Origin of the sequence: Citrobacter sp. RHBSTW-00570, assembly GCF_013739755.1 — a bacterium.
Taxonomy (GTDB): Bacteria; Pseudomonadota; Gammaproteobacteria; order Enterobacterales; family Enterobacteriaceae; genus Citrobacter; species Citrobacter braakii.
Window position 1 is genome coordinate 1,600,683 of record NZ_CP056399.1, and the last position, 21,365, is coordinate 1,622,047.

Below are 21,365 nucleotides of genomic sequence, written 5' to 3' on the forward strand. Positions count from 1 at the left end.
GATTGTGACCATGAGCTTACTTGCCTCGCTGCGTGACTGGCTAACGGCGCAACATCTCGATGCGATGCTGCTGTCATCGCGGCAGAATAAACAGCCGCATATGGGGATCTCCAGCGGTTCAGGGTTTGTGTTTATCAGCCATCAAAGCGCGCATATTCTGGTCGACGCCCGTTACTACACCGATGTCGCTACGCGTACTCAGGGCTATCAGATCCATCTACTTGATGGCGCGCAGACGCTGTATTCACGGGTGAATCACATTATTGCTGACGAAAAGCTGCAGACGGTGGGATTTGAAGGCGAGCAGGTAAGCTGGAATACGGCGAATGGATGGTCGGGCAAACTGCGTGCCCGACTAGTGAGTGCCGTGCCGGATGTGCTCCGGCAGGTAAAAACGGCGCAGGAGATAGCCTGCATTCGCGAAGCCTGCCGGATAGCTGACCTTAGTGCTGAACATATTCGCCACTTTATTCAACCTGGCCTCAGTGAGCGCGAAATCGCCGCTGAACTGGAGTGGTACATGCGCACGCGCGGTGCAGACAAACCCTCTTTTGACACCATTGTCGCCAGCGGCTGGCGCGGCGCGCTGCCGCACGGTAAAGCCAGCGACAAGCGTGTCGAGGCGGGTGAGTTCATCACGCTAGATTTTGGCGCGCAGTATCAGGGCTATTGTTCGGATATGACGAGAACCTTTCGCATCCCAGACGCAAACCAGCCAGCGCAAGAAAGCCCGCTGTTTTCCGTGTATCAGATTGTCCTGGCGGCGCAGCGTGCGGCGGTGGCAGCAATTCGACCAGGTCGGCGTTGCCATGAGGTTGACGCCGCAGCCAGGCAGGTCATTACGCAGGCGGGCTATGGCGATGAGTTTGGTCACAATACCGGACACGCTATCGGCATTGAGGTGCATGAAAATCCCCGTTTTTCCCCCACCGACGCGACGCCTCTGGCGGCTGGCATGCTGCTCACCGTTGAGCCGGGTATTTATCTGCCGGGGCAGGGAGGCGTGCGTATTGAGGACGTGGTGCTGGTTACGCCAGACGGCGGCGAGGTGCTCTACACCATGGCGAAAACATTGTTACACACGGGAGAGGCGTAATGGACTTATCGCTACTGAAGGCGCTGAGCGAGGCGGACGCGATCGCCTCTTCAGAACAGGAAGTGCGGCAGATCCTGCTTGAAGAGGCGGATCGTCTGCATAAAGAGGTGCGCTTTGACGGCCTGGGATCGGTGCTGATCCGTCTGAATGAATCAACCGGTCCGAAGGTAATGATCTGCGCGCATATGGATGAAGTGGGATTTATCGTGCGCAGCATTTCCAGCGAAGGAGCGATCGATGTATTGCCGGTGGGAAATGTGCGTATGGCGGCCAGGCAATTGCAGCCGGTGCGGATCACTACCCGTGAAGAGAGCAAAATTCCCGGTCTGCTCGACGGAGTGCGCAGCGGTAATGACGTCAGTGCGCTGCAGGTGGACATTGGCGCGCGGTCTTATGACGAGGTACTTCAGGCCGGCGTACGCCCTGGCGATCGCGTCACCTTTGACACGACGTTTCAGGTTTTGCCGCACCAGCGAGTCATGGGCAAAGCCTTTGATGATCGACTTGGATGTTATTTGCTGGTGGCACTGCTGCGCGAATGGCATAACGCCATTCTCCCATGCGAGGTCTGGCTGGTGGCCAGTTCCAGTGAAGAAGTGGGACTGCGCGGAGGACAAACAGCAGCACGCGCGGTCGCTCCGGATGTGGCAATCGTGCTGGATACCGCCTGCTGGGCCAAAAACTTTGATCATGGTGCGGCCAACCATCGGCAGATTGGTAATGGCCCGATGCTGGTGTTAAGCGATAAATCGCTGATTGCCTCGCCAAAGCTGACGGCGTGGGTTGAAAGCGTGGCCACCGATGCGGGCATTACCCTGCAGCTTGACATGTTCAGTAACGGCGGCACTGACGGCGGGGCGGTGCACGTAAGCGGCACGGGGATCCCCACGGTTGTCATGGGGCCAGCTACGCGGCATGGACACTGCGCGGCGTCGATTGCCGACTGCCGTGACATCATCCAGACGCAGCAGTTGTTGTCGGCTCTTCTTTCACATCTTACGTGCGAAACCGTGGTTCATCTGACGGATTTCAGGTGCTGATTTCGCGCTAATCAGGAGTTGTTATGCTAACGATTCAATTTCTTTGCCCGCTACCCAATGGCCTGCATGCGCGTCCGGCGTGGGAGCTGAAAGAGCAGTGCAGCCGGTGGCAAAGTGAGGTGATATTTCTTAACCATCGCCAGAACGCCAGGGCTGATGCGAAAAGCTCGCTGGCGCTGATTGGCACCGGGACGCTGTTTAATGACAGTTGTAGCTTAACCATCACCGGTCGCGATGAAGAACTGGCCCGGCGAGAGCTGGAGGAGTACCTCCTGCACCGGTTTATTGACAGCGACAGCGTTCAGCCGACGCCGGCGGAACTGGCGGCGCATCCGTTGCCGCGTTCGCTGATTCGCCTCAACCCAGACCTTCTTTATGGCACCGTGCTTGCAGGGGGCGTAGGGGCGGGTTCGCTCACGCTTTGGCAGAGCGATAATCTGGAAATCTATCGCGCGATTGCGCCGAGTGCGGAAGACAATACCCGGCTGGAGCATAGTCTGGCGACGCTTGCCGAACAGCTCAATCAGCAACTGCGCGAGCGTGAGGGTGAGAGTAAAACCATCCTCAGCGCCCATCTGTCTCTGATTCAGGACGACGAGTTTGCCGGGAATATTCGTCGCTTAATGCTGGAGCAGCATCTGGGGTTAGGGGCGGCGATTATCGCCAATATGGAGCAGGTGTGCGACAAGCTGTCGGCCTCCGGTAGCGATTACCTGCGCGAGCGCGTTAGCGATATCCGTGATATCAGCGAACAACTGCTGCACATCACCTGGCCTGAAAGACGTCCGCGCAATGCGCTGGTGCTGAATAAGCCGACGATTCTGGTCGCTGAGGATTTGACGCCCAGCCAGTTTTTAAGCCTCAATTTGCAGCATCTGTCAGGCATGATCCTGGAGAAAACAGGGCGCACCTCGCATACCCTGATCCTCGCTCGCGCGTCGGCTATACCGGTGCTTAGCGGCTTGCCGCTGGAGGCCATTAGCCGCTATGCAGGCCAGCATGCGGTACTGGATGCCCGCTGTGGGGTACTGGCCATCAATCCAGACGACGCGGTTCGCGGTTATTACGCGATTGCGCAGAAGCTGGCCGATGAATGCCAGCGGCGGCAGGCGCTGGATGCCGCCCAGCCCGCGCTGACCAAAGATAATCAGCGTATTGATGTTGCAGCGAATATCGGTACCGCGCTGGAAGCGCCGGGGGCGTTTGCCAATGGCGCGGAAGGGATTGGGCTGTTTCGTACTGAAATGCTGTTTATGGACCGCGACAGCGCTCCCGACGAGCAGGAACAGTTTGAAGCCTACCAGCAGGTCTTATTGGCCGCGGGCGACAAGCCGGTTATCTTTCGCACCATGGATATTGGGGGGGATAAAAATATCCGTTACCTCAATATTCCGCAGGAAGAGAATCCGTTCCTGGGCTACCGCGCGGTGCGAATTTATCCAGAGTTTGCCGGACTGTTTCGCACGCAGCTGCGCGCCATCTTACGTGCGGCAACCTTCGGCAATGCGCAGCTGATGATCCCAATGGTGCACAGCCTTGACCAGATTTTGTGGGTAAAAAGCGAACTGCAAAAAGCGCTGGTGGCACTGAAAGCCGTCGGTTTACGCCATGCTCCGACAATTTCATTGGGGATTATGGTTGAAGTGCCGTCGGTGTGTTACATCATCGACCATTTCTGCGATGAGGTGGATTTCTTCAGTATTGGTTCAAACGACATGACCCAGTACCTGTACGCCGTCGATCGTAATAACCCGCGCGTTTCGCCGTTGTACAACCCGATTACGCCGTCGTTCCTGCGAATGTTGCAGCAGATTGTCCGCGTGGCGCACGAACGCGGTAAATGGGTGGGCATTTGCGGCGAACTGGGGGGCGAAGGACGCTATTTACCGCTGCTACTGGGCTTAGGACTCGACGAGCTGAGCATGAGCAGTCCACGTATTCCGGCGGTGAAAAGTCAGCTTCGTCAACTGGAGGGCCAGGCATGCCGTGAACTCGCCATACGGGCCTGTGAGTGCCGTAGCGCTCAAGAGATAGAAGATCTGCTCAACCAGTTTGCACCGCAGAAAGACGTGCGTCCGCTGCTGGCGCGGGAGAACATCTTTGTTGGTGAATCTCTGAGTAACAAAGAGCAGGTGATTCAGTTCCTGTGCGGCAATCTGGGTGTTAATGGGCGAACTGAACATCCGTTTGAGCTGGAGGAAGATATCTGGCAGCGCGAAGAGATAGTCACCACTGCTGTCGGTTTTGGTGTGGCTATTCCGCACACTAAGTCCCAGTGGATCCGCCATTCCAGCATCAGTATTGCCCGGCTTGCTCATCCCGTTGACTGGCAGTCAGAGATGGGCGAAGTGGAACTGGTTATCATGCTGACGCTGGGAGCTGATGAAGGCATTAACCACGTGAAGGTCTTCTCGCAGCTGGCGCGTAAGCTGGTGAACAAGCCGTTCCGCCAGTCGTTGTTTGCCGCTGAAAATGCCGACAGTATTCTCGCGTTGCTGGAGGCGGAACTGACGTTTTAAGCTTCATTGAAAGAGCGCTCTCCAGCCTGCGACGATCTGGTTGCAGGCTGGATGAACGCGACCGGAAAGCGACATCATCAATGCGGCGCGTTTGGCACCGACAGTTTCCCGGCTCTTAAGAGCGTCATTTCTTGCTTGCAGAGCAGAACCACCGCTTGGCGAGCTTTAACACGGCGGGAGGTAAGGGCTCTTTTCACGGTCTGACGATCCGCACCTGATTCCAGCATCTGAAAACACATCAGGGAGAGTGCACGTCTGTTTTTCATCGCATATTCACTTTATTGAGTAAGCCTGCAGGGGGAGCTACATGCCGTTATTTTACAACGATGCAAACGGATATTACTAACCTGTTGGTGTTGTCTCACTTAACGTGCTGACTGAAAACGTACGCTGTACTCTCCCGGCGTCAGGCCAAACTGACGCCGGAACAGGCGGCAGAAATAATTACTGTCCTGATACCCGCACCGCTGTGCGACTTCGCTAATCGACAGATGGTATTTCTGTAAGATGATGCGCGCCTTCGCCATTCTGACCCACCGCAGGTACTCGATGAACCCCATGGTGCCGTGCTGGGCAAACACTTTTGACAGGTGGTTGGGCGTGATATTAAAAAACTGCGCTACGCTTTCCCGGGTCAGCGGTTGGGCATAGTTATCCTGCACCCAGTTACACATACTGTGATAGAGAAATTCAGCGCGCGGACGCTCTGTGTCAGGGCGGGTATTCACCACGCTACGACACAGATGCAGCAGGCTAAGCACCAGCGGCTGAATAATATCCTGGGCCTGAGGAGAGCGGCTTAAATGGGTTAATGCGGTGAGCATCGCCTCGCCTTCGCCGCGCTGCGGATGTGGTAACTCAATACGGCGGATAGGACGTAACAGCGATGCCGTTCGATTATCGTAAAAAGAGAGCCCCAGCCAGGCCGGAGAAAACACCAGACTCAGTAGCATCACGGGGTTATCGCTGCCGGGCAAATTCGCCGCTTTCGCCGGGATAAACAGCATGTCGCCTTCAGGCAGGCTATGCTGCTGTTTTTCCAGTTGATTACTGTATTCGCCACGCAGCACGATATCGAGGCGCGGAAGGTCAATACACAAACTGCCGGACGGAAACGTGGGGGGCTGGGACGCGAACCACACGCGGCCAAGACGCTGCGGGTTCAATACCAGGCCGCTGAACAGATCGGCGAAAAACTGTTGGTCTGCGGGGAGGCCTGGCTCTTTCATCACTCTTTCTCTGCGCTATAAGTGCATTAACTGCCTGAACTCTTTCACTTTACTCCGACTCACCGGGATTTCAAATTCCAGATCTTTTGTCAAGGCTCAATTGAAATGTCCGTTATCCAGCTCAATTAAAATGACCACTTTGATCTCTCATTCTCTTTACTGATAGACTTTCCTCCGACTGAAACAACAGGATGATTGAGCCCATGCTTCGATACGAGTTAACGCCGAACAATGCAGGTTTTATACTGTGGGGAGATTCAGAAGCCCTGAATGAATTACATGAACTCATTCATTACATCGTGGATGAAAGCCCACTGATTAAAGTTAAAGACGGATTTATGTTATCCCTTGCCTATGATATTCGTAAAGCACGGGAAGGTAATCGTCGTGTTGAGCAACATCAGTATGATCAACATGATACATATAAGCTTTATGGTGTTGAGCTTTTATGGCCTCTGGTCCTGGTACAGTCCTCAATACTCAGAAACTCAATGGGTTATATTCAGACAGACAAAAACCAGCTGTCTGTCATGTATGCCTTTGAATACCTGATAGAATCAGCATTAACAGAGTCTGAGAGAACAACGTCGAATGATATTATGCTAACAGTAAAATATGCATCAGACTCTGATTTTAATTTCATTGAGGATAATATTGACAGCAGGTGCTGCTATTTTATCAGCCTATCTCCGGAGCAAAGAAAAAAGCAGTTAATCAGTATTGTTCGTTCTTTTCATTCATTATGGGGTAAGTATGCCCGTGAAAAGCAGGACATAAAGATGCTGAACGAAATGAATAATACATCATGGGTCTGGCCGGACAATATCAACTGGTGAGCAACCACTGTCCGGCCAGTGAGTACCATCAGCGGGCTCTTTTACCAAAAATGTCCTCTGAACGTGACTGAAGCTGTTTGAGTGCTTCGAGCATGTCATCATTATCCAGTGAGCGCTGGGATTTCTTCCCTTCCTGCTTTGGCCGTCGTCGGGAAGGGCCATCTCCAGCGGGAATTGACTGAGAGCGCGTGTTATCCCGCTTGCTCTGCACCAGACTGATAAACTCCAGGGTTCGGCCAAGACGCTTGTTATCGACAATCGCGCCCTGGTCGATTTCTGACAGTCGGTCGTAGGTAGAGTAGGGAAGTAGCGTACCGTTCAGGCGCAGCTCTTTTCTGCCATCAGGATAGTGATACACATCGATATATTTACCTATTGCACGGCGACTCAGTTCGCTGTCTTCAATCAGGTACAACATTTTATCATATTGTATCGTCAACGATTTTGAGACTTTACGTTTTTCACGAACAGTGAAAATAAGCCCCAGGTCCTCATCATGTTCTACAGCACGGTGTACGTCAAAATCATGTCGCGGTACTTTGCCAAAACGGCGGTTATAGTCAGCCATATAGGCCTCAGCGAAGTCATTTGCAGCCTCCATTGAACAAATGCCCTGTAACCGCAGCTCTTTGACCAGACGATCCTGTAAAGTGAGGTGAGCTCGTTCTACACGCCCTTTGGCGGGACTGGTTTCTGCACAGATAGTCTGGATGTTCAGTTCATGCATGGCTCGCCCAAACTGAGTATGCCCGTCTCCGCCTGTGGCGTGTTTATTGTTAACACGAAAAACACCGGCTTTATCGCTGTACAGTGCCAGCGGTTTACCATGCTTATCGATATAGCGCCGCGTGGCTTCGAAGTAAGAAAACGTGGACTCCGATTTAACAAACAACAGTTCCATCAGTTTGCTGGTTGCATCATCAACATAGACCAGCGCGGTGCAGGCCGGGCCACGGCCTTCAAACCAGTCGTGATCACAGCCATCTATTTGTATCAGCTCACCAGTACACGGACGCCGGTACCGTGGTTGAGGGATCCTTGCGGCACGTTGTTTACGGGGAACCCATAAGCCAGCCCGCACCATGATGCGCCGGACAGTTTCTTTGCCAAGAAACAGTCCGTGGAGTTCTTCGAGCTTTTCACGCGCCAGAGTCGGACCGAAATCAGCATAACGCGTCTTGATCAGTTCCAGAGCCTGATCTGCGAGCCCGGGTGGCAACTGGCGGTTACCACGCATGCCACATCGTCTGCTGGCCATACCAAGCGGTCCGCCTTCACGGTAACGGGCAAGAAGTCTGCGGCATTGCCTGTCGCTGATACCGAGGTGCTCGGCCGCACGGCGCGTTGTGATGCGACGTTCAATGACGTCCTGTATAATCTTGATCCGGTTGATCTCTTTCAAAGTAAACACTCCTGAGCTTTCTGCGCTCATGATATGCCTCCCGGTAGTTTAAACGGACCAGTGAAGCTTACCATAGCGCGGACATCTGAATTGAGCCACAGGCGGACATTACTATTGAGCCATTACATCTTTTAAGCGCAAAATGTAGGTGTTGTTAAACCAGGGTTCGATCTCGCGGATTTTATTCAGATTCACACAGAACGAGCGGTGGCAGCGGAAGAAATGCGAAGCAGGCAATTTGCTGCAAAATTCAGTGATGTTCATCGGCATCACGTACGATTCGCGCCGGGTGTAGACAAACGTCATCTTTTCATGGGCTTCTGCGTAGTAGATGTCGTTGATCGGGGTCACGATGATCCGCTCATCTTTGATCAGATTGATTGTATCGTTTTCGCGGGTCACCGGACTGGCAGGCGAAATTCCCGTTTGCTGTTGCTGCCAGGCTGCTTCCAGCTTTTGCAGCATGCCGACGATGCGTGATTCCTGATACGGCTTCAGGATGTAGTCAAAAGCCTCCAGTTCAAAGGCTTCAACAGCGTGCTCTTTCCACGCGGTAATAAAGACAATAAAGGGCTTGTGCGCGAACTGGCTGATGTTTTGCGCCAACAGGACGCCATCCAGCGAGGGAATATTGATATCCAGAAAAATGGCGTCAACGCGGTTGTGCTGGAGGTATTTCAGCACGTCCAGACCGTCGTCAAATGTGCCGACAATCTCCATCTGGCTGTGCTCTTTTATCAGCCAGCTAAGTTCCTGTTGGGCCAGGAATTCATCTTCAACAATGATGACTTTCACGACTTCACTCCTGGTTAAAGCAACAATGTGGCCGGTGCGGCTGCGGGCGAGTGCTGATTAGGCACATAAAAGGCAATCTCAGTGCCTGGCTCCAGACGGCGGATATGGAGGCCCTCGCCGTAGAGCAGCTTAACGCGATGATGCACATTCAACAGACCAATTTTATTGCCCGGCATTTCATTGGATTCGACCCGTTCAATCACTTTTGGATCGATACCGTGGCCCGTATCCCGCACGGCAATTCGTACCCGATTACCGCACTCCGCAACGCTGATGGTGACCACCCCTTTTCCTTTGCAGGACTGAATCCCATGGACGATAGCGTTCTCTACCAGCGGCTGAATCAGCAGGCTGGGAATATAACAGCTTACCTCTTCATCGATATCATAAATAACCGTCAGCTTGTCGCCAAAACGGGCCTGTTCGATGGCGATGTAATCCTTGATTTGATACAGCTCTTTTTTGATGTCGATCTGCTCATCGTCTTTTAATTCAATATTATAGCGAAGATAGCGCGATAAATTAAAAATCAGCTGGCGCGCTGTGTCTGGATTCAGTCGCACCGACGATGAAATTGCGTTCAGGGCGTTAAACAGGAAATGGGGATTTATTTTACTTTGTAGCGCACGCAGCTCTGCCTTATTTGCCATTTCGCGTAGCTGCTCCGCCCGGGAGACTTCCAACTGAGTCGAGATAATTTGCGACAGGCCGATGGCCATTTCTTGTAGCGAGGAGGTTATCTGGTGGGCGTGACAGTAGTAGATTTTTAGCGTACCGGTGACAACACCTTTCTCCCAAAGCGGAATCACCAGCATGGAGTGTATTTCCGGCGTACGGTGCGCTTCATCATTGTTTTTAATGATAATTTTTCCGTAATTGATCGCCTGTTGCGTAGTCGGACTGACGAAATCATCATTATCGCGGTAGTTAAGTTCACCCACGCCAACGTAGGCCAGCACGTGCTGGGTGTTGGTAATAGCGACGGCATCAGCATGGATATCATGGCGAATAATTTTGCACACCTGGCGAAGCGATTCGCTATTGACCTGGCGAAAAAGCGGCAGAGTTTTGTTGGCGATATCCAGAGCCAGCTTAGCCTGCTTCGCGGCGCTGGCTTCTTTCTCGCCTTCCACGCTTTGCACCAGCATGACGATAAAACCAATGCAGACACTACCAAGAATCATTGGGATGCCGATCTTCGAGACGATATCCAGCCCCAGTTCGGTGGTGGGCGCCCAGGCGACGACGAGGATCATGGTCAGAGATTCGCACAGCATTCCGCCTAAAATACCCGCACGCCAGTGTTGCGCTTTGGGGATCCTACGGTTGATCCAGCCGGCAATGCAGCCTGCCAGAATGCTGGTGATAAAGCAGGGCAGGGCGGTTACGCCGCCGATGTCGATCAGGTAGCGGTGGGTGCCCGCGATCAGGCCTGTAATGATACCGACCCAGGGACCGAACAGAATTCCCCCTGACATGACGGCGATAATACGTACGTTAACCAGTGAGCCTTCAACCGGTACGCCGGACCAGGTACTGAACAGGGCAAACATTGAGAAAATCGCGGTAACGGCGAGCAGCTCTTTCGGGGAGTGGGCTGACTTGTGCAACAGTTCGCGAAACAGGCGGATACGAATCAGGAAAAACAGACAGAACAGCATCAGCGCTGCCCGGTCGAATACCGCCAGCAGCATATTGAATATTTCGTGCACGGGTGACTCTTGCGCAAGGGTTAAACCTCTATGATAGGTAACCTGAGGCTGGATGACCAGCACCCGCGCAGCCTGTGGCTAATGGGGAAAAACCTTAGTATTAAAAGGGGATTGTTGCATGATTGTTGTATTTACAATGCCTGTCCTGTCAACGGAGCGCGCAAAGTAATATGTTTAACAATAAAATGTTAAATGGTGGTAATTTTAAGCGGAGTGTGAAAAATTTTATTTCCTCATTTTTTCTGGATATTCCTCTTTTACCTCAATAAAAAATATTTTGTTTTGCCTCTCGACAGAAGGAAATTATTCAGGCTATTTTCTAAACGTGCCACCATCGTGGCAGCGTCGCTCGGACGGTCCGGGCGCTAACGTTAATCTGAGGATATTATGGCTGACTCCCGCCCTGAACGTCGCTTTACGCGTATTGATCGCCTTCCCCCTTACGTTTTTAACATTACTGCTGAACTGAAGATGGCTGCGCGTCGGCGCGGCGAAGATATTATCGATTTCAGCATGGGGAACCCGGATGGGGCCACGCCTCCTCACATTGTCGAAAAACTCTGTACCGTGGCGCAGCGCCCGGATACGCACGGTTACTCCACCTCGCGCGGCATTCCGCGTCTGCGTCGGGCAATTTCCCGTTGGTACCAGGAACGCTATGACGTTGAGATCGATCCGGAATCCGAAGCGATTGTGACGATTGGCTCGAAAGAAGGATTGGCGCACCTGATGCTGGCCTCGCTGGATCACGGCGATACGGTCCTCGTACCGAACCCGAGCTATCCGATCCATATTTATGGCGCGGTGATTGCCGGCGCGCAGGTACGCTCAGTGCCGCTGGTCGAAGGCGTCGATTTCTTTAATGAGCTGGAGCGCGCGATTCGCGAAAGCTACCCGAAACCGAAGATGATGATCTTAGGTTTTCCCTCCAACCCGACTGCGCAGTGCGTCGAGCTGGAGTTCTTCGAAAAAGTTGTGGCCCTGGCTAAACGCTATGACGTGCTGGTGGTTCATGACCTGGCCTATGCCGATATCGTCTACGATGGCTGGAAAGCGCCGTCGATTATGGAGGTACCGGGCGCTCGTGATGTCGCGGTGGAGTTTTTCACCCTATCGAAAAGCTACAACATGGCGGGCTGGCGTATCGGTTTTATGGTAGGTAACAAAACGCTGGTGAACGCGCTGGCTCGCATTAAGAGCTATCACGATTACGGAACCTTTACTCCGTTGCAGGTTGCAGCAATCGCCGCGCTGGAAGGCGATCAGCAGTGCGTGCGGGATATTGCTGAGCAATATAAACGTCGTCGAGATGTGCTGGTTAAGGGGCTGCATGAAGCCGGGTGGATGGTCGAGATGCCCAAGGCCTCGATGTACGTTTGGGCGAAAATCCCAGAGCAATATGCCGCGATGGGCTCACTTGAATTTGCCAAGAAACTGCTGAACGAGGCGAAGGTATGCGTTTCGCCGGGGATTGGTTTTGGTGATTATGGCGATACGCACGTGCGCTTTGCGTTAATTGAAAACCGCGACCGTACCCGCCAGGCGATCCGTGGCATCAAAGCAATGTTCCGCGCCGATGGCTTACTGCCTGCCAGTGCAAAATCGGCCACTGAAAGTACCGACTAACAACACGTTTTCCCAAAAGCAAACAGGAGCCATCAGGCTCCTGTTTTTTTTGCTGCGTCTTTTAATTTAGATCATCAGGGCGAAAGTACCGGCCCAAACGATGACCATAAAAGAAATGCCCATAAAGAAATATTTCACTTTTCATCTCTCCGCGTACCTGAGGTACGTCTAAATGAACATATGCTAACCTGACAGAGAGCTGATGCACGCGTAAACGAAATGGAGAATTCCCTTCGTTTGCTTGTCTGCATCACCTCAGAATTCTGAGCTTTTATGCTCCAGACGGCGCTAATGTACGCCTAAAAATGAGGTGAGACAAGAGGCATTTTTTTATTTAATTTTAATAACTTACAAGTGTCGTGATTCGGCGACAGTTTAATTTCTGTCGGTAATAAATTGCTATTGAGCGACGAAATGTTTACTCGGAGAATTCTCATATCTCCATGATGTTAATGCGGTTAATTTTTCGCGGAATGAGATTATGAAAAGGTTAAAAATGACCAGATTAATGATGTTAGCACTCGTTCTTACGCCAGTGACGTCGATGGCGGCCTCGCCGATGGCATTCAATTTCAGCTGCGCAAGTATTGGTGGTGTGAATAGTGATGGTAAAGGCAATATCTGGATTGATGGCACTAAGGCGACGGTAAAGGCCTTCAATGAAAATTACTGGGAAGCAAAAAGCGGTAACAATACCGTGTCTATCTCCCGTAAAGATGACGGGAATCCGGACGTTTCCTGGACCGGGCCTAATCGTAAGCACGGGATTTGCCTGCCTGAAGACAATATCGACTTTTCAGGGGCAAAGAAATCGACCAGCAACGGCCCTTCTTTTTCCTGTTCTGCGGTAGCAAAGGGCAGTATCGAAGAGGTTATCTGTCAAAGTCCTTCGCTCTCAGCCATGGATTTGGCATTGAACGGGGCCTACAAGCAGGCGCTGGTGAAATCGAGTAATAACCCGACGCTCAAAGCAGAGCAACGCGGCTGGGTGAAAGGGCGTAACGAATGCTGGAAAGAGCAGGATAAGCCAGCGTGTATAGCCCGTAACTACAATGAGCGAATGGCTGAATTACAGAACAAGTGGGGCGTGAAGTAATTCAGGCGCAGAAAAAAAGAAAGGCCTTTCGGCCTTTCTTTTTAGATGTACAACGAGGCTTCACCCATCGGGCGAGTTTTGAAGCGACGGTGGATCCAGAGATACTGCTCGGGTGCGCGCATGATCTCTTTTTCGATAATTTTGTTCATATACGCCGCTGCCTGGCTTTCATCTGTTGGATAACCTTCCATTTCTGGCGTGATGTACAGGCGGTAACCGGAGTTATCTGCTTTTCTCACCATGGTTACGGTCAGCATCGCTGCGCCCGATAAGCGTGACAGCACGTAAGTACCGTTGGTGGTCGCGACGTTTTTGACTGCGAAGAAGGGGGCGAATGAACTCCCTTTACGACCGTAGTCCTGATCGGGGGCAAACCATACCGCTTCCCCTTTTTTCAGGGCGCCGACAATACCGCGCAGATTATTTCTGCCGATCATGGCCTTGTTGGAGCGCATACGACCGCGGGTTTGGATCCACTCCATCAACTTATTATTGTGCGGACGATAGGTTGCCATCATCGGTTGGCAAAGTCCCATTACGCGACCACCCAACTCGAGTGACATAAAGTGTACGCCTACCACCATCACGCCACGGTTTTGCATCTGTGCGCGTTGCAGGTTGTCCAGCCCTTCTACATCAAACCATTTGCGTACCCGGCGATCCGGCCAGAACCAGGCCATACCCGTTTCAAGCAGCGCCATGCCGAGTGAACGGAAGTTCTCATCGACCAGTTTGTCTCTTTCTTCTTGCGACAGATTTGGGAAACAGAGTTCGAGATTTTTATGAGCAATAGATTCACGGCGCTTTAAAAATGGACGAGCCAGCGTTCCTGTACGGGTACCAAGAAAACACAATACGGGATAGGGAAGCTGTACCAGTAACCAGAGCACACCGACGCCAAACCATGTGAGCCAGTAGCGCGGATGCAAAAACGCGCGTGAAAATTTACATTGGGGGAACATAAGCACCTGTTGTTGATACGAAATAGGTGTATCGCGAAGATTCTTTAGTCTGCCGCTTTACAGTCTGTACTGATCGTTAGGCCGCCATGAACGACATTGGTTCCTGTAAAGAGTGTAAAACTGAGTCAGGACAAAACCAGGAAGGGGCATGAATGATCGGACGCTCAATGTACACCCGAATATTAATGTCAGCCAGAAATAATTACTCAAGATGCGTAAATGTTTTTACGGCGATTAAGGTCAAAAATGAGTCGATATATAATGTGTTGTTTTTATGACGATTAAATAAACGGCTGTCGAATAAATTAGTAGTCAGCGATTGAGTGATTTTTGTAACGAAAATGTTGCTTAAATTGCGAACCATTGGGAATTGTCTTAGAATATAAACTCAAGGGAGTGTAAGGACTTACGTAAATTTTTACGGCAAACAGGAGGTATCGCTATGTTCTATTTTTGGATCTTTCTCGCGTTGAGCATTCTGAGCGTCAGTTGCTATATCTGGCAGGTTATGGGGACTGCGGCGTCAATAAGTGCTTTTATCGGCATGGCCATACTCACGGCATTAATTTACGTTTTTACTATGCAGTTGACCAATGGTAACGAGATGGTTACCGGATTATTCCTTTTTCTTGCCCCAGCATGCGGTTTGATCATCCGCTTTATGGTGGGTTACGGTAAGCAATAAATTATCACGTTGAGCTATTTATTCTTTATCTGAATGTATTGAAGTGCCAGCATCGCTGGCACTTTTTGCGAGACTGAAATCGGCTACCGGGCATCAGCCAACTGGAGTGACGCTTCCTCTTGCTGAGCGTTTTTCCGCTGTTGTTCGAGTTCCAGCGCGCCGCGATGAGAGAGGTAGCAGAACAGGATGCAGCAGACAATCCCGCCCATCAACAGATAGAAGCCGCCATGCCATCCCATTTTATCGACCATCACGCCAAACAGGCTGGTTCCCAGCGATGCGCCAAAAATGTAGCTCATGAATCCGCGTAACCCTACCGCAGAACCTACTGCGAAGCTGGGGACGATTTCCATGGTCTGAACGGAGGCCAGGAACTGCGGAACATAAATCAGGCAACCCACGATGGCGGCAAAAATAGTGACCATCAGCAGCGATTCACTTTTCCAGTAACCGATCAGGCAGACGAAAATCAGCGCCATACAGATCATGGCCAGCGGCATGCGACGGCCTTTAAACAGTTTATCGGTGAGCCAACCCGCCAGTAATGTGGAAGGAATTGCCGCCCATTCGAAAAACAGAAAAGCTATGCTCATTTGCTCTTTCGAGAAATGTTTTTCGGTTAATAAATAAATTGGCAGCCAGCTAATCATACCAAAACGCACCATATAGACAAAGACGTCTACCAGTGAAACATACCAGGCATTCTTATTACGCAATACATAGGTGCAGAAGATCTGGAAGGCACTCATATTTTCTGGCGCCTGGACAGCGTGTCGGGAATTTAATACGACTTTTTCTTCCGGCATCATTTGTTCCAGAGCCGGTAAGCCCTCCTGACGCGGTGAACCTTTCCCCAGCATCAGCACAATAAAAGCAAACAGTACGGCAACACAGGCCGGAACAATATAGCTGGCGCTTTGCCAGTGTTCGCTCCCCAAAATGGCAAACGCGGCGCCAACAATCGGGGCGACAATACCACCGCCAACGTTGTGTGAGATATTCCAGAATGCGCCAACGCGTCCACGTTCTTTACGTGGAAACCAGTTAGCGATGGTAATAAATGAAGGGCCAACGCCCATCCCCTGAAACAAACCGTTGAAAACGACCAGCGCGGCAAATATCCAGAATCCGGTACTGAACCCCAGGCCTACGTTGACGATAGCGCACAGGATCAGGCCGCATGCCATGAAGACTTTCGGGCTGGCCTTGTCTGCCAGACTGCTCATAATGCCTTTACTGATCCCATAGGCAATAAGCATGCAGCTGCTGAGTAAACCAATCTGCGTAGCGCTGAGATCCAGATGCTCCTTCAGGTATGGAGTCGAAAGCGTGAAGTTATTGCGCACAATATAGTACGCAAGATAGCCAAGAAATACGCTGAGTAATGCCTGAATGCGGTATCGGCCATAAGTTGCCTGGACTTTCTCCGCCGGGACTTTATTCGCCGCTGGTCCTGCCTTAAATATTGATAACATATCATCACCTAATTTTTTATTGATGTGAATATCAGGATTTTTCGCAGTGAAGAGTGAAATAGACGGCGAAGAAACTCAAGTTGATGAAATGTGTCACTATTGACTCAATTTTCGGGCGGCGTGGCAGATTTTGACTCTTTTTTAATAATGGATTTTCAATTCTATTCTTTCACGGGAATTTTTATCATCGGCGTGTGCGGGTATTAACAAATTCAGACTGCATTTTCGGGTATTCTTTACTGATGTCGTCACTTTCCGTTTGGTTATTCTACGAATAACCTTATTCTTCCCCCCAGCGGTGATAAACGGGTAAGTTTTGTCTCAATATTATTTTTTGTACATGTTGGTATTTATGAACGGGATCACAAACAGACTGTTGGGCCGGGGGCGTTTTTGGGCATTCTTGCTCTGTTTTATGTCGCTGTCGGCGAGCTGCCAGGTCCTGGGTAAAGAGCTGGTGATGGCGACCACCTTTTCCCCAGGGGCCACGGCCTGGATTATCCAGCGCTGGCAGACGGAGCCAGGGTCAGTGATGATTCGCACGTTAAACCGGACCAGCGGTTCGCTGGAACAGTTGCTGGATACTGCGAATGCGGAAAACGTCGATCTGATTTTGACCTCATCACCCATGCTGTTGCAGCATCTTCAGGAGCACCAGAAGCTGGCGCCTTTCGATAATGCGCTGCCTGAAAGCCAGCGGCTGGTGCCAGACTCGATTCGCTCGACCTCCGTGGCTGTGGCGATATCAGGGTTTGGCCTGTTGATTAATCGTTCTGCGCTGGCGGCGCGGCATCTTCCGCCGCCTGCCGACTGGGGGGATTTAACGCAGCCTAAATATCAGAACGCGCTGTTGATGAGTAGCCCGTCGCGTTCCGATACCAACCACCTGATGGTTGAGTCGCTGCTGCAACAGAAAGGGTGGGAAGAGGGCTGGGCGACGCTGTTGGCCAGCGCCGGTAATCTGGTAACGATTTCATCACGCAGTTTTGGCGTGGCCGACAAAATTAAGAGCGGTCTGGGCGTGGCGGGGCCGGTTATTGATAACTATGCCAACCTGTTGCTTAACGATCCGCACCTTACTTTTACCTATTTCCCTCGCTCGGCGGTGTCACCCACCTATGTTGCCGTACTCAAGAATAGCCAGCACCCCAACGAAGCGCGTCGCTTTATCCGCTATCTGTTAAGCCCGGAAGGACAGCGGATCCTTGCGGATGCGAACACGGGGAAATATCCGGTCACGCAGCTCGCGCCTGATAACCCACGCGCCGCTCAGCAGGCTATTTTGATGAGCCAGCCCGCGCTTAATTATCGGCTGATCCTTAAGCGGCAACAGCTGGTGCAGCGGATGTTTGATACCGCCATCAGTTTTCGACTCGCGCAACTGAAAGATGCCTGGCGGGCGCTATACAGTGCGGAAGCGCGCCTGAAACGCCCGCTACCCGAAATCAGAGCATTACTGACCAGCGTCCCGATAGACGCCAGAAGTAGTGAAGATGAGGCCTGGCTTGCGCAATTTGAGAATAAAAGCGTAGCCGAACAGCAGATGATGGAGTGGCAGCTCTGGTTTCTTAAAAATCAGCGTCAGGCGATATCCAAACTGGAAGAGTTAAAATGAAAGGTGGTTCGATACTGCAACGCCTGCGCCAGCTCAGCATCAGCAGCAGCCTGCGGGGAGCGTTTCTGACGGGCGCATTACTGACGTTGAGCGTAAGCTGCGTCAGTTTGTACTCCTGGCATGAGCAGAGCTCGCAGATACGCTATTCACTTGATGATTACTTCCCGCGCGTACATTCCGCTTTTTTGATAGAAGGAAATCTCAACCTGGTTGTGGATCAGCTTAATGAATTCCTGTTGGCCCCCAACACCACGGTGAGGCTGCAACTGCGCAATCAAATTATTTCTCATCTGGACAAAATTGAGGTGCTGAGCCGGGGATTACAATCGGCAGAACAACAGCAGTTGGCGGTGATTTTGCAAGACAGCCGGGCGCTGATGGCGGAGCTGGACCGGGTGCTCTACAACATGTTCCTCGTGCGCGAAAAGGTGAGTGAACTCTCCGCGCGCATCGACTGGCTACATGATGATTTTACTACCGAGCTGAATTCGCTGGTGCAGGATTTTACCTGGCAGCAGGGGACGTTGCTGGATCAAATTGAGGCCAAAAACGGCGATGCAGCGCAGTATCTCAAACGTGCCAGAGAGGTACAAAACGAGCAGCAGCAGGTTTACACCCTGGCAAGAATTGAAAATCAGATCGTGGATGATTTACGCGACAGGCTCAATGAACTGAAGTCGGGTAGCGACGACGGAATGCTGGTGGAGAATCATATCCGCTATCTGGAGAACCTGAAGAAAACGGCGGATGAAAATATCCGTACCCTCGATGACTGGCCCAGTACTATCACCCTGCGGCAAACCATTGATGAGTTACTGGAAATCGGGATGATGAAAAATAAAATGCCCGATACCATGCGCGATTATGTCGCCGCGCAAAAAGCGCTCGTTGATGCTAACCATGCCAGAGAGGCAACGCTCGGGCGCTTTCGGACACTGCTTGAGGCGCAGTTGGGGAGTAGCCATCAGCAAATGCAGATGTTTAACCAGCGGCTGGAACAAATTGTTCGCGTCAGCGGTGGACTTATTCTGCTGGCGACGCTGCTGGCGCTACTTCTCGCCTGGGGGCTCAACCATTACTTTATTCGTTCCCGTCTGGTGAAGCGTTTTACCGCACTCAACCAGGCCGTGGTGCAAATTGGTCTTGGCAGAACGGATGCCACCATCCCGGTTTATGGGCGCGATGAGCTCGGGCGCATCGCAGGATTGCTGCGCCATACTCTGGGCCAGTTGAGTGCGCAAAAAAATCAGCTGGAGCAGGAAGTGACAGAGCGCAAGGAGATAGAGTCCGATCTCCGGGCAACGCAGGATGAACTGATCCAGACGGCAAAACTGGCAGTGGTGGGACAGACCATGACCACGCTGGCGCACGAGATTAACCAACCGCTGAATGCGCTGTCGATGTACCTGTTTACGGCGGGAAGGGCAATTGAACAAGGACAATCCGCTCAGGCCAGAAGTACGTTAACCAAAGCGGAGGGGCTGATTACCCGTATTGATGCCATTATCCGTTCGCTGCGTCAGTTTGCACGTCGGGCCGAGCCGGGCGCGCCTTTGCATCCGGTCGATCTGCGACAAACATTCAGCGCCGCCTGGGAACTGTTGGCCATGCGGCATAAGCCTCAGCAGGGTACGCTGACGCTTCCAGCCCAGAGTGTATGGGTGACAGGTGATGAAGTGCGTATTCAGCAGGTGCTGGTAAACGTACTGGCAAATGCGCTTGATGCCAGTCCGACTGGCGCGCAAATAGAGGTTCACTGGCAGGCTGAGGGCAGCCGATTGTGCGTCTTTGTCTGCGATAACGGCCCCGGCTGGCCTGAGGCGTTATTGCCATCACTGTTAAAGCCGTTTACCACCAGTAAGGATGTGGGGCTCGGTATTGGCTTATCGATTTGTGTATCGTTAATGGGGCAAATGAACGGCGAGCTGCGCCTGGCATCGACACCGGGGCGTAATGCCTGCGTCGTTCTGCAATTTAATCTGACGGATGTAAACGATGTTGTGTGATGACTATTCTGTTCTGCTGATTGATGATGATGCCGATGTTCTCGACGCTTACACTCTGTTGCTTGAACAAGAGGGGTACCGTGTCTATGCATGCAATAACCCTTTTGATGCCCGAAACTGGCTGCAAGCCGACTGGCCGGGGATTGTTCTGAGCGATGTGTGTATGCCTGGCTGCAATGGAATAGACCTGATGACGTTGTTTCATCAGGATGATAATCAGCTCCCTATTCTGCTTATCACCGGGCATGGCGATGTCCCGATGGCGGTGGAGGCAGTAAAGAAAGGCGCATGGGACTTTCTGCAAAAACCGGTCGACCCCGGCAAACTGCTGTCGCTGGTAGAGGATGCGCTGCGTCAGAGACAATCCGTGATTGCCCGTCGCCATTATTGCCAGCAAAAGCTTCAGGTTGAACTGCTCGGCTACAGTGACTGGGTCAATCAGTATCGTCAACGTCTGCAACACCTGGCGGAAACGGATATTGCCGTCTGGTTTTATGGCGAGCCGGGGACAGGACGTATGACCGGAGCCCGGTATTTGCATCAGCTTGGGCGCAGCGCTGATGGGCCGTTTATCCGCGGTGAACTAACGCCCGGGAACGCGGGACTACTCAATGACCTTATTGCACAGGCGCAAGGAGGAACGCTGGTCCTGAGCCATATTGAGTGCCTGACACGTGAACAGCAGCACCATCTGGTGCATCTGCAAAGCCAGGAGCGGCGTCCGTTTCGTCTGATAGGCATTGGTGACACATCGTTAGTGGAACTGGCGGCAACCAACCAGATTGTGGCCGAACTCTACTACTGTTTTGCGATGACGCAAATCGGTTGCCAGCCGCTGTCACAGCGTCCGGATGATATTGAGCCGCTGTTTCGTCATTACCTGCAGAAAGCCTGTCTGCGCCTGAACCATCCCGTGCCCGAGGTTGAAGGGGAGTTACTGAAAGGCATGCGGCGTCGCGTGTGGTTAAGTAATGTCCGGGAACTGGCGAATGCCGCCGAGCTTTTTGCCGTTGGGCTACTCCCGCTGGCTGAAACCGCGAATCCGCAGCTGCATCTGCCTGAACCAACACCGCTCGATCGGCGGGTTGAAGAGTACGAGCGACAGATCATTACTGAAGCGCTAAATATTCATCAGGGGCGCATTAATGAAGTGGCGGAGTATTTACAAATCCCGCGTAAAAAATTGTATTTACGCATGAGAAAATACGGGCTGAGCAAAGAACACTATAAGTTTTAGTCGACAGAATTGGGGGAGAAGGGACGTCGAGAGT

General features: G+C 52.0%; 17 protein-coding genes. 10 read left to right on the top strand and 7 right to left on the bottom strand.

The window, feature by feature from the left end; genetic code table 11:
* Positions 1–10 precede the first annotated feature (10 nt).
* Genes ypdF through ptsP form a run of 3 tightly spaced genes read left to right on the top strand, consistent with a single transcriptional unit; the run spans position 11 to position 4,655 of the window.
* Positions 11–1,096: an aminopeptidase gene (gene ypdF, locus HV237_RS07535; protein WP_047358781.1), complete on the top strand. Its 1,086-nt coding sequence runs from the start codon at positions 11–13 to the stop codon at positions 1,094–1,096.
* The gene (gene ypdE, locus HV237_RS07540; RefSeq protein ID WP_016153899.1) at positions 1,096–2,136 is read left to right on the top strand and encodes an aminopeptidase; all 1,041 of its coding nucleotides are present in this window, start codon (positions 1,096–1,098) and stop codon (positions 2,134–2,136) included. Before ypdF ends, ypdE begins: the two co-directional genes overlap by 1 nt.
* A gap of 23 nt (positions 2,137–2,159) precedes the next feature.
* Positions 2,160–4,655: a phosphoenolpyruvate--protein phosphotransferase gene (gene ptsP, locus HV237_RS07545; protein ID WP_047358780.1), complete on the top strand. Its 2,496-nt coding sequence runs from the start codon at positions 2,160–2,162 to the stop codon at positions 4,653–4,655.
* A gap of 365 nt (positions 4,656–5,020) precedes the next feature.
* Here ptsP and HV237_RS07550 read toward each other — a convergent pair whose 3' ends face one another.
* On the bottom strand, positions 5,021–5,884 hold the full coding sequence (locus HV237_RS07550) for an AraC family transcriptional regulator (RefSeq protein ID WP_047358778.1): 864 nt from the start codon (positions 5,882–5,884) through the stop codon (positions 5,021–5,023).
* A 203-nt stretch (positions 5,885–6,087) separates the two neighbouring features.
* On the opposite strand from HV237_RS07550, the gene HV237_RS07555 reads away from it, so the two are divergent.
* A complete protein-coding gene (locus HV237_RS07555) occupies positions 6,088–6,720 on the top strand; it encodes a hypothetical protein (protein ID WP_001567369.1) in 633 nt (210 codons plus the stop codon).
* A 28-nt stretch (positions 6,721–6,748) separates the two neighbouring features.
* Here HV237_RS07555 and HV237_RS07560 read toward each other — a convergent pair whose 3' ends face one another.
* The 3 genes from HV237_RS07560 to HV237_RS07570 all read right to left on the bottom strand — a co-directional run bounded on the left by HV237_RS07560 (position 6,749) and on the right by HV237_RS07570 (position 10,629).
* On the bottom strand, positions 6,749–8,152 hold the full coding sequence (locus HV237_RS07560) for an ISNCY-like element ISKpn21 family transposase (protein ID WP_001567368.1): 1,404 nt from the start codon (positions 8,150–8,152) through the stop codon (positions 6,749–6,751).
* Between the two features lie 81 nt (positions 8,153–8,233).
* Positions 8,234–8,917: a two-component system response regulator YpdB gene (ypdB, locus tag HV237_RS07565; protein WP_181541762.1), complete on the bottom strand. Its 684-nt coding sequence runs from the start codon at positions 8,915–8,917 to the stop codon at positions 8,234–8,236.
* A gap of 14 nt (positions 8,918–8,931) precedes the next feature.
* A complete protein-coding gene (locus HV237_RS07570; protein ID WP_094168717.1) occupies positions 8,932–10,629 on the bottom strand; it encodes a sensor histidine kinase in 1,698 nt (565 codons plus the stop codon).
* 387 nt (positions 10,630–11,016) lie between these two features.
* On the opposite strand from HV237_RS07570, the gene alaC reads away from it, so the two are divergent.
* On the top strand, positions 11,017–12,255 hold the full coding sequence (gene alaC / locus HV237_RS07575; RefSeq protein ID WP_181541764.1) for an alanine transaminase: 1,239 nt from the start codon (positions 11,017–11,019) through the stop codon (positions 12,253–12,255).
* A 66-nt stretch (positions 12,256–12,321) separates the two neighbouring features.
* On the opposite strand, the gene ypdK is transcribed toward alaC, so the two are convergent.
* Positions 12,322–12,393, bottom strand: a complete 72-nt coding sequence (ypdK, locus tag HV237_RS07580; protein WP_010723117.1) for a membrane protein YpdK — start codon at positions 12,391–12,393, stop codon at positions 12,322–12,324.
* A gap of 343 nt (positions 12,394–12,736) precedes the next feature.
* On the opposite strand from ypdK, the gene HV237_RS07585 reads away from it, so the two are divergent.
* Positions 12,737–13,351, top strand: a complete 615-nt coding sequence (locus HV237_RS07585) for a lysozyme inhibitor LprI family protein (RefSeq protein ID WP_016153893.1) — start codon at positions 12,737–12,739, stop codon at positions 13,349–13,351.
* 41 nt (positions 13,352–13,392) lie between these two features.
* On the opposite strand, the gene lpxP is transcribed toward HV237_RS07585, so the two are convergent.
* Positions 13,393–14,313 carry a kdo(2)-lipid IV(A) palmitoleoyltransferase gene (gene lpxP, locus HV237_RS07590; protein ID WP_047358777.1) on the bottom strand — a complete coding sequence of 307 codons (921 nt, stop codon included), beginning with the start codon at positions 14,311–14,313 and terminating at the stop codon, positions 13,393–13,395.
* Positions 14,314–14,755: 442 nt separating this feature from the next.
* Here lpxP and HV237_RS07595 point away from each other — a divergent pair, with 442 nt between their 5' ends.
* Positions 14,756–14,998: a DUF2545 family protein gene (locus tag HV237_RS07595; protein ID WP_019077325.1), complete on the top strand. Its 243-nt coding sequence runs from the start codon at positions 14,756–14,758 to the stop codon at positions 14,996–14,998.
* An 83-nt stretch (positions 14,999–15,081) separates the two neighbouring features.
* Here the strand turns inward: HV237_RS07595 and pgtP are convergent, their stop codons facing one another.
* The gene (gene pgtP / locus HV237_RS07600; RefSeq protein WP_016153890.1) at positions 15,082–16,473 is read right to left on the bottom strand and encodes a phosphoglycerate transporter PgtP; all 1,392 of its coding nucleotides are present in this window, start codon (positions 16,471–16,473) and stop codon (positions 15,082–15,084) included.
* A gap of 415 nt (positions 16,474–16,888) precedes the next feature.
* On the opposite strand from pgtP, the gene pgtC reads away from it, so the two are divergent.
* From pgtC to pgtA, 3 genes are read left to right on the top strand one after another with little or no spacing between them, the layout of a single operon-like run.
* The gene (gene pgtC, locus HV237_RS07605; RefSeq protein WP_019077323.1) at positions 16,889–18,088 is read left to right on the top strand and encodes a phosphoglycerate transport regulator PgtC; all 1,200 of its coding nucleotides are present in this window, start codon (positions 16,889–16,891) and stop codon (positions 18,086–18,088) included.
* Between the two features lie 11 nt (positions 18,089–18,099).
* Positions 18,100–20,094, top strand: coding sequence for a two-component system sensor histidine kinase PgtB (pgtB, locus tag HV237_RS07610; protein ID WP_170973721.1), 1,995 nt, complete (start codon positions 18,100–18,102; stop codon positions 20,092–20,094).
* Entirely contained in the window at positions 20,084–21,331 is a 1,248-nt protein-coding gene (gene pgtA / locus HV237_RS07615; protein ID WP_016153887.1) for a two-component system response regulator PgtA, read from the top strand. The genes pgtB and pgtA overlap by 11 nt, the downstream gene beginning before the upstream one ends.
* Positions 21,332–21,365 lie beyond the last annotated feature (34 nt).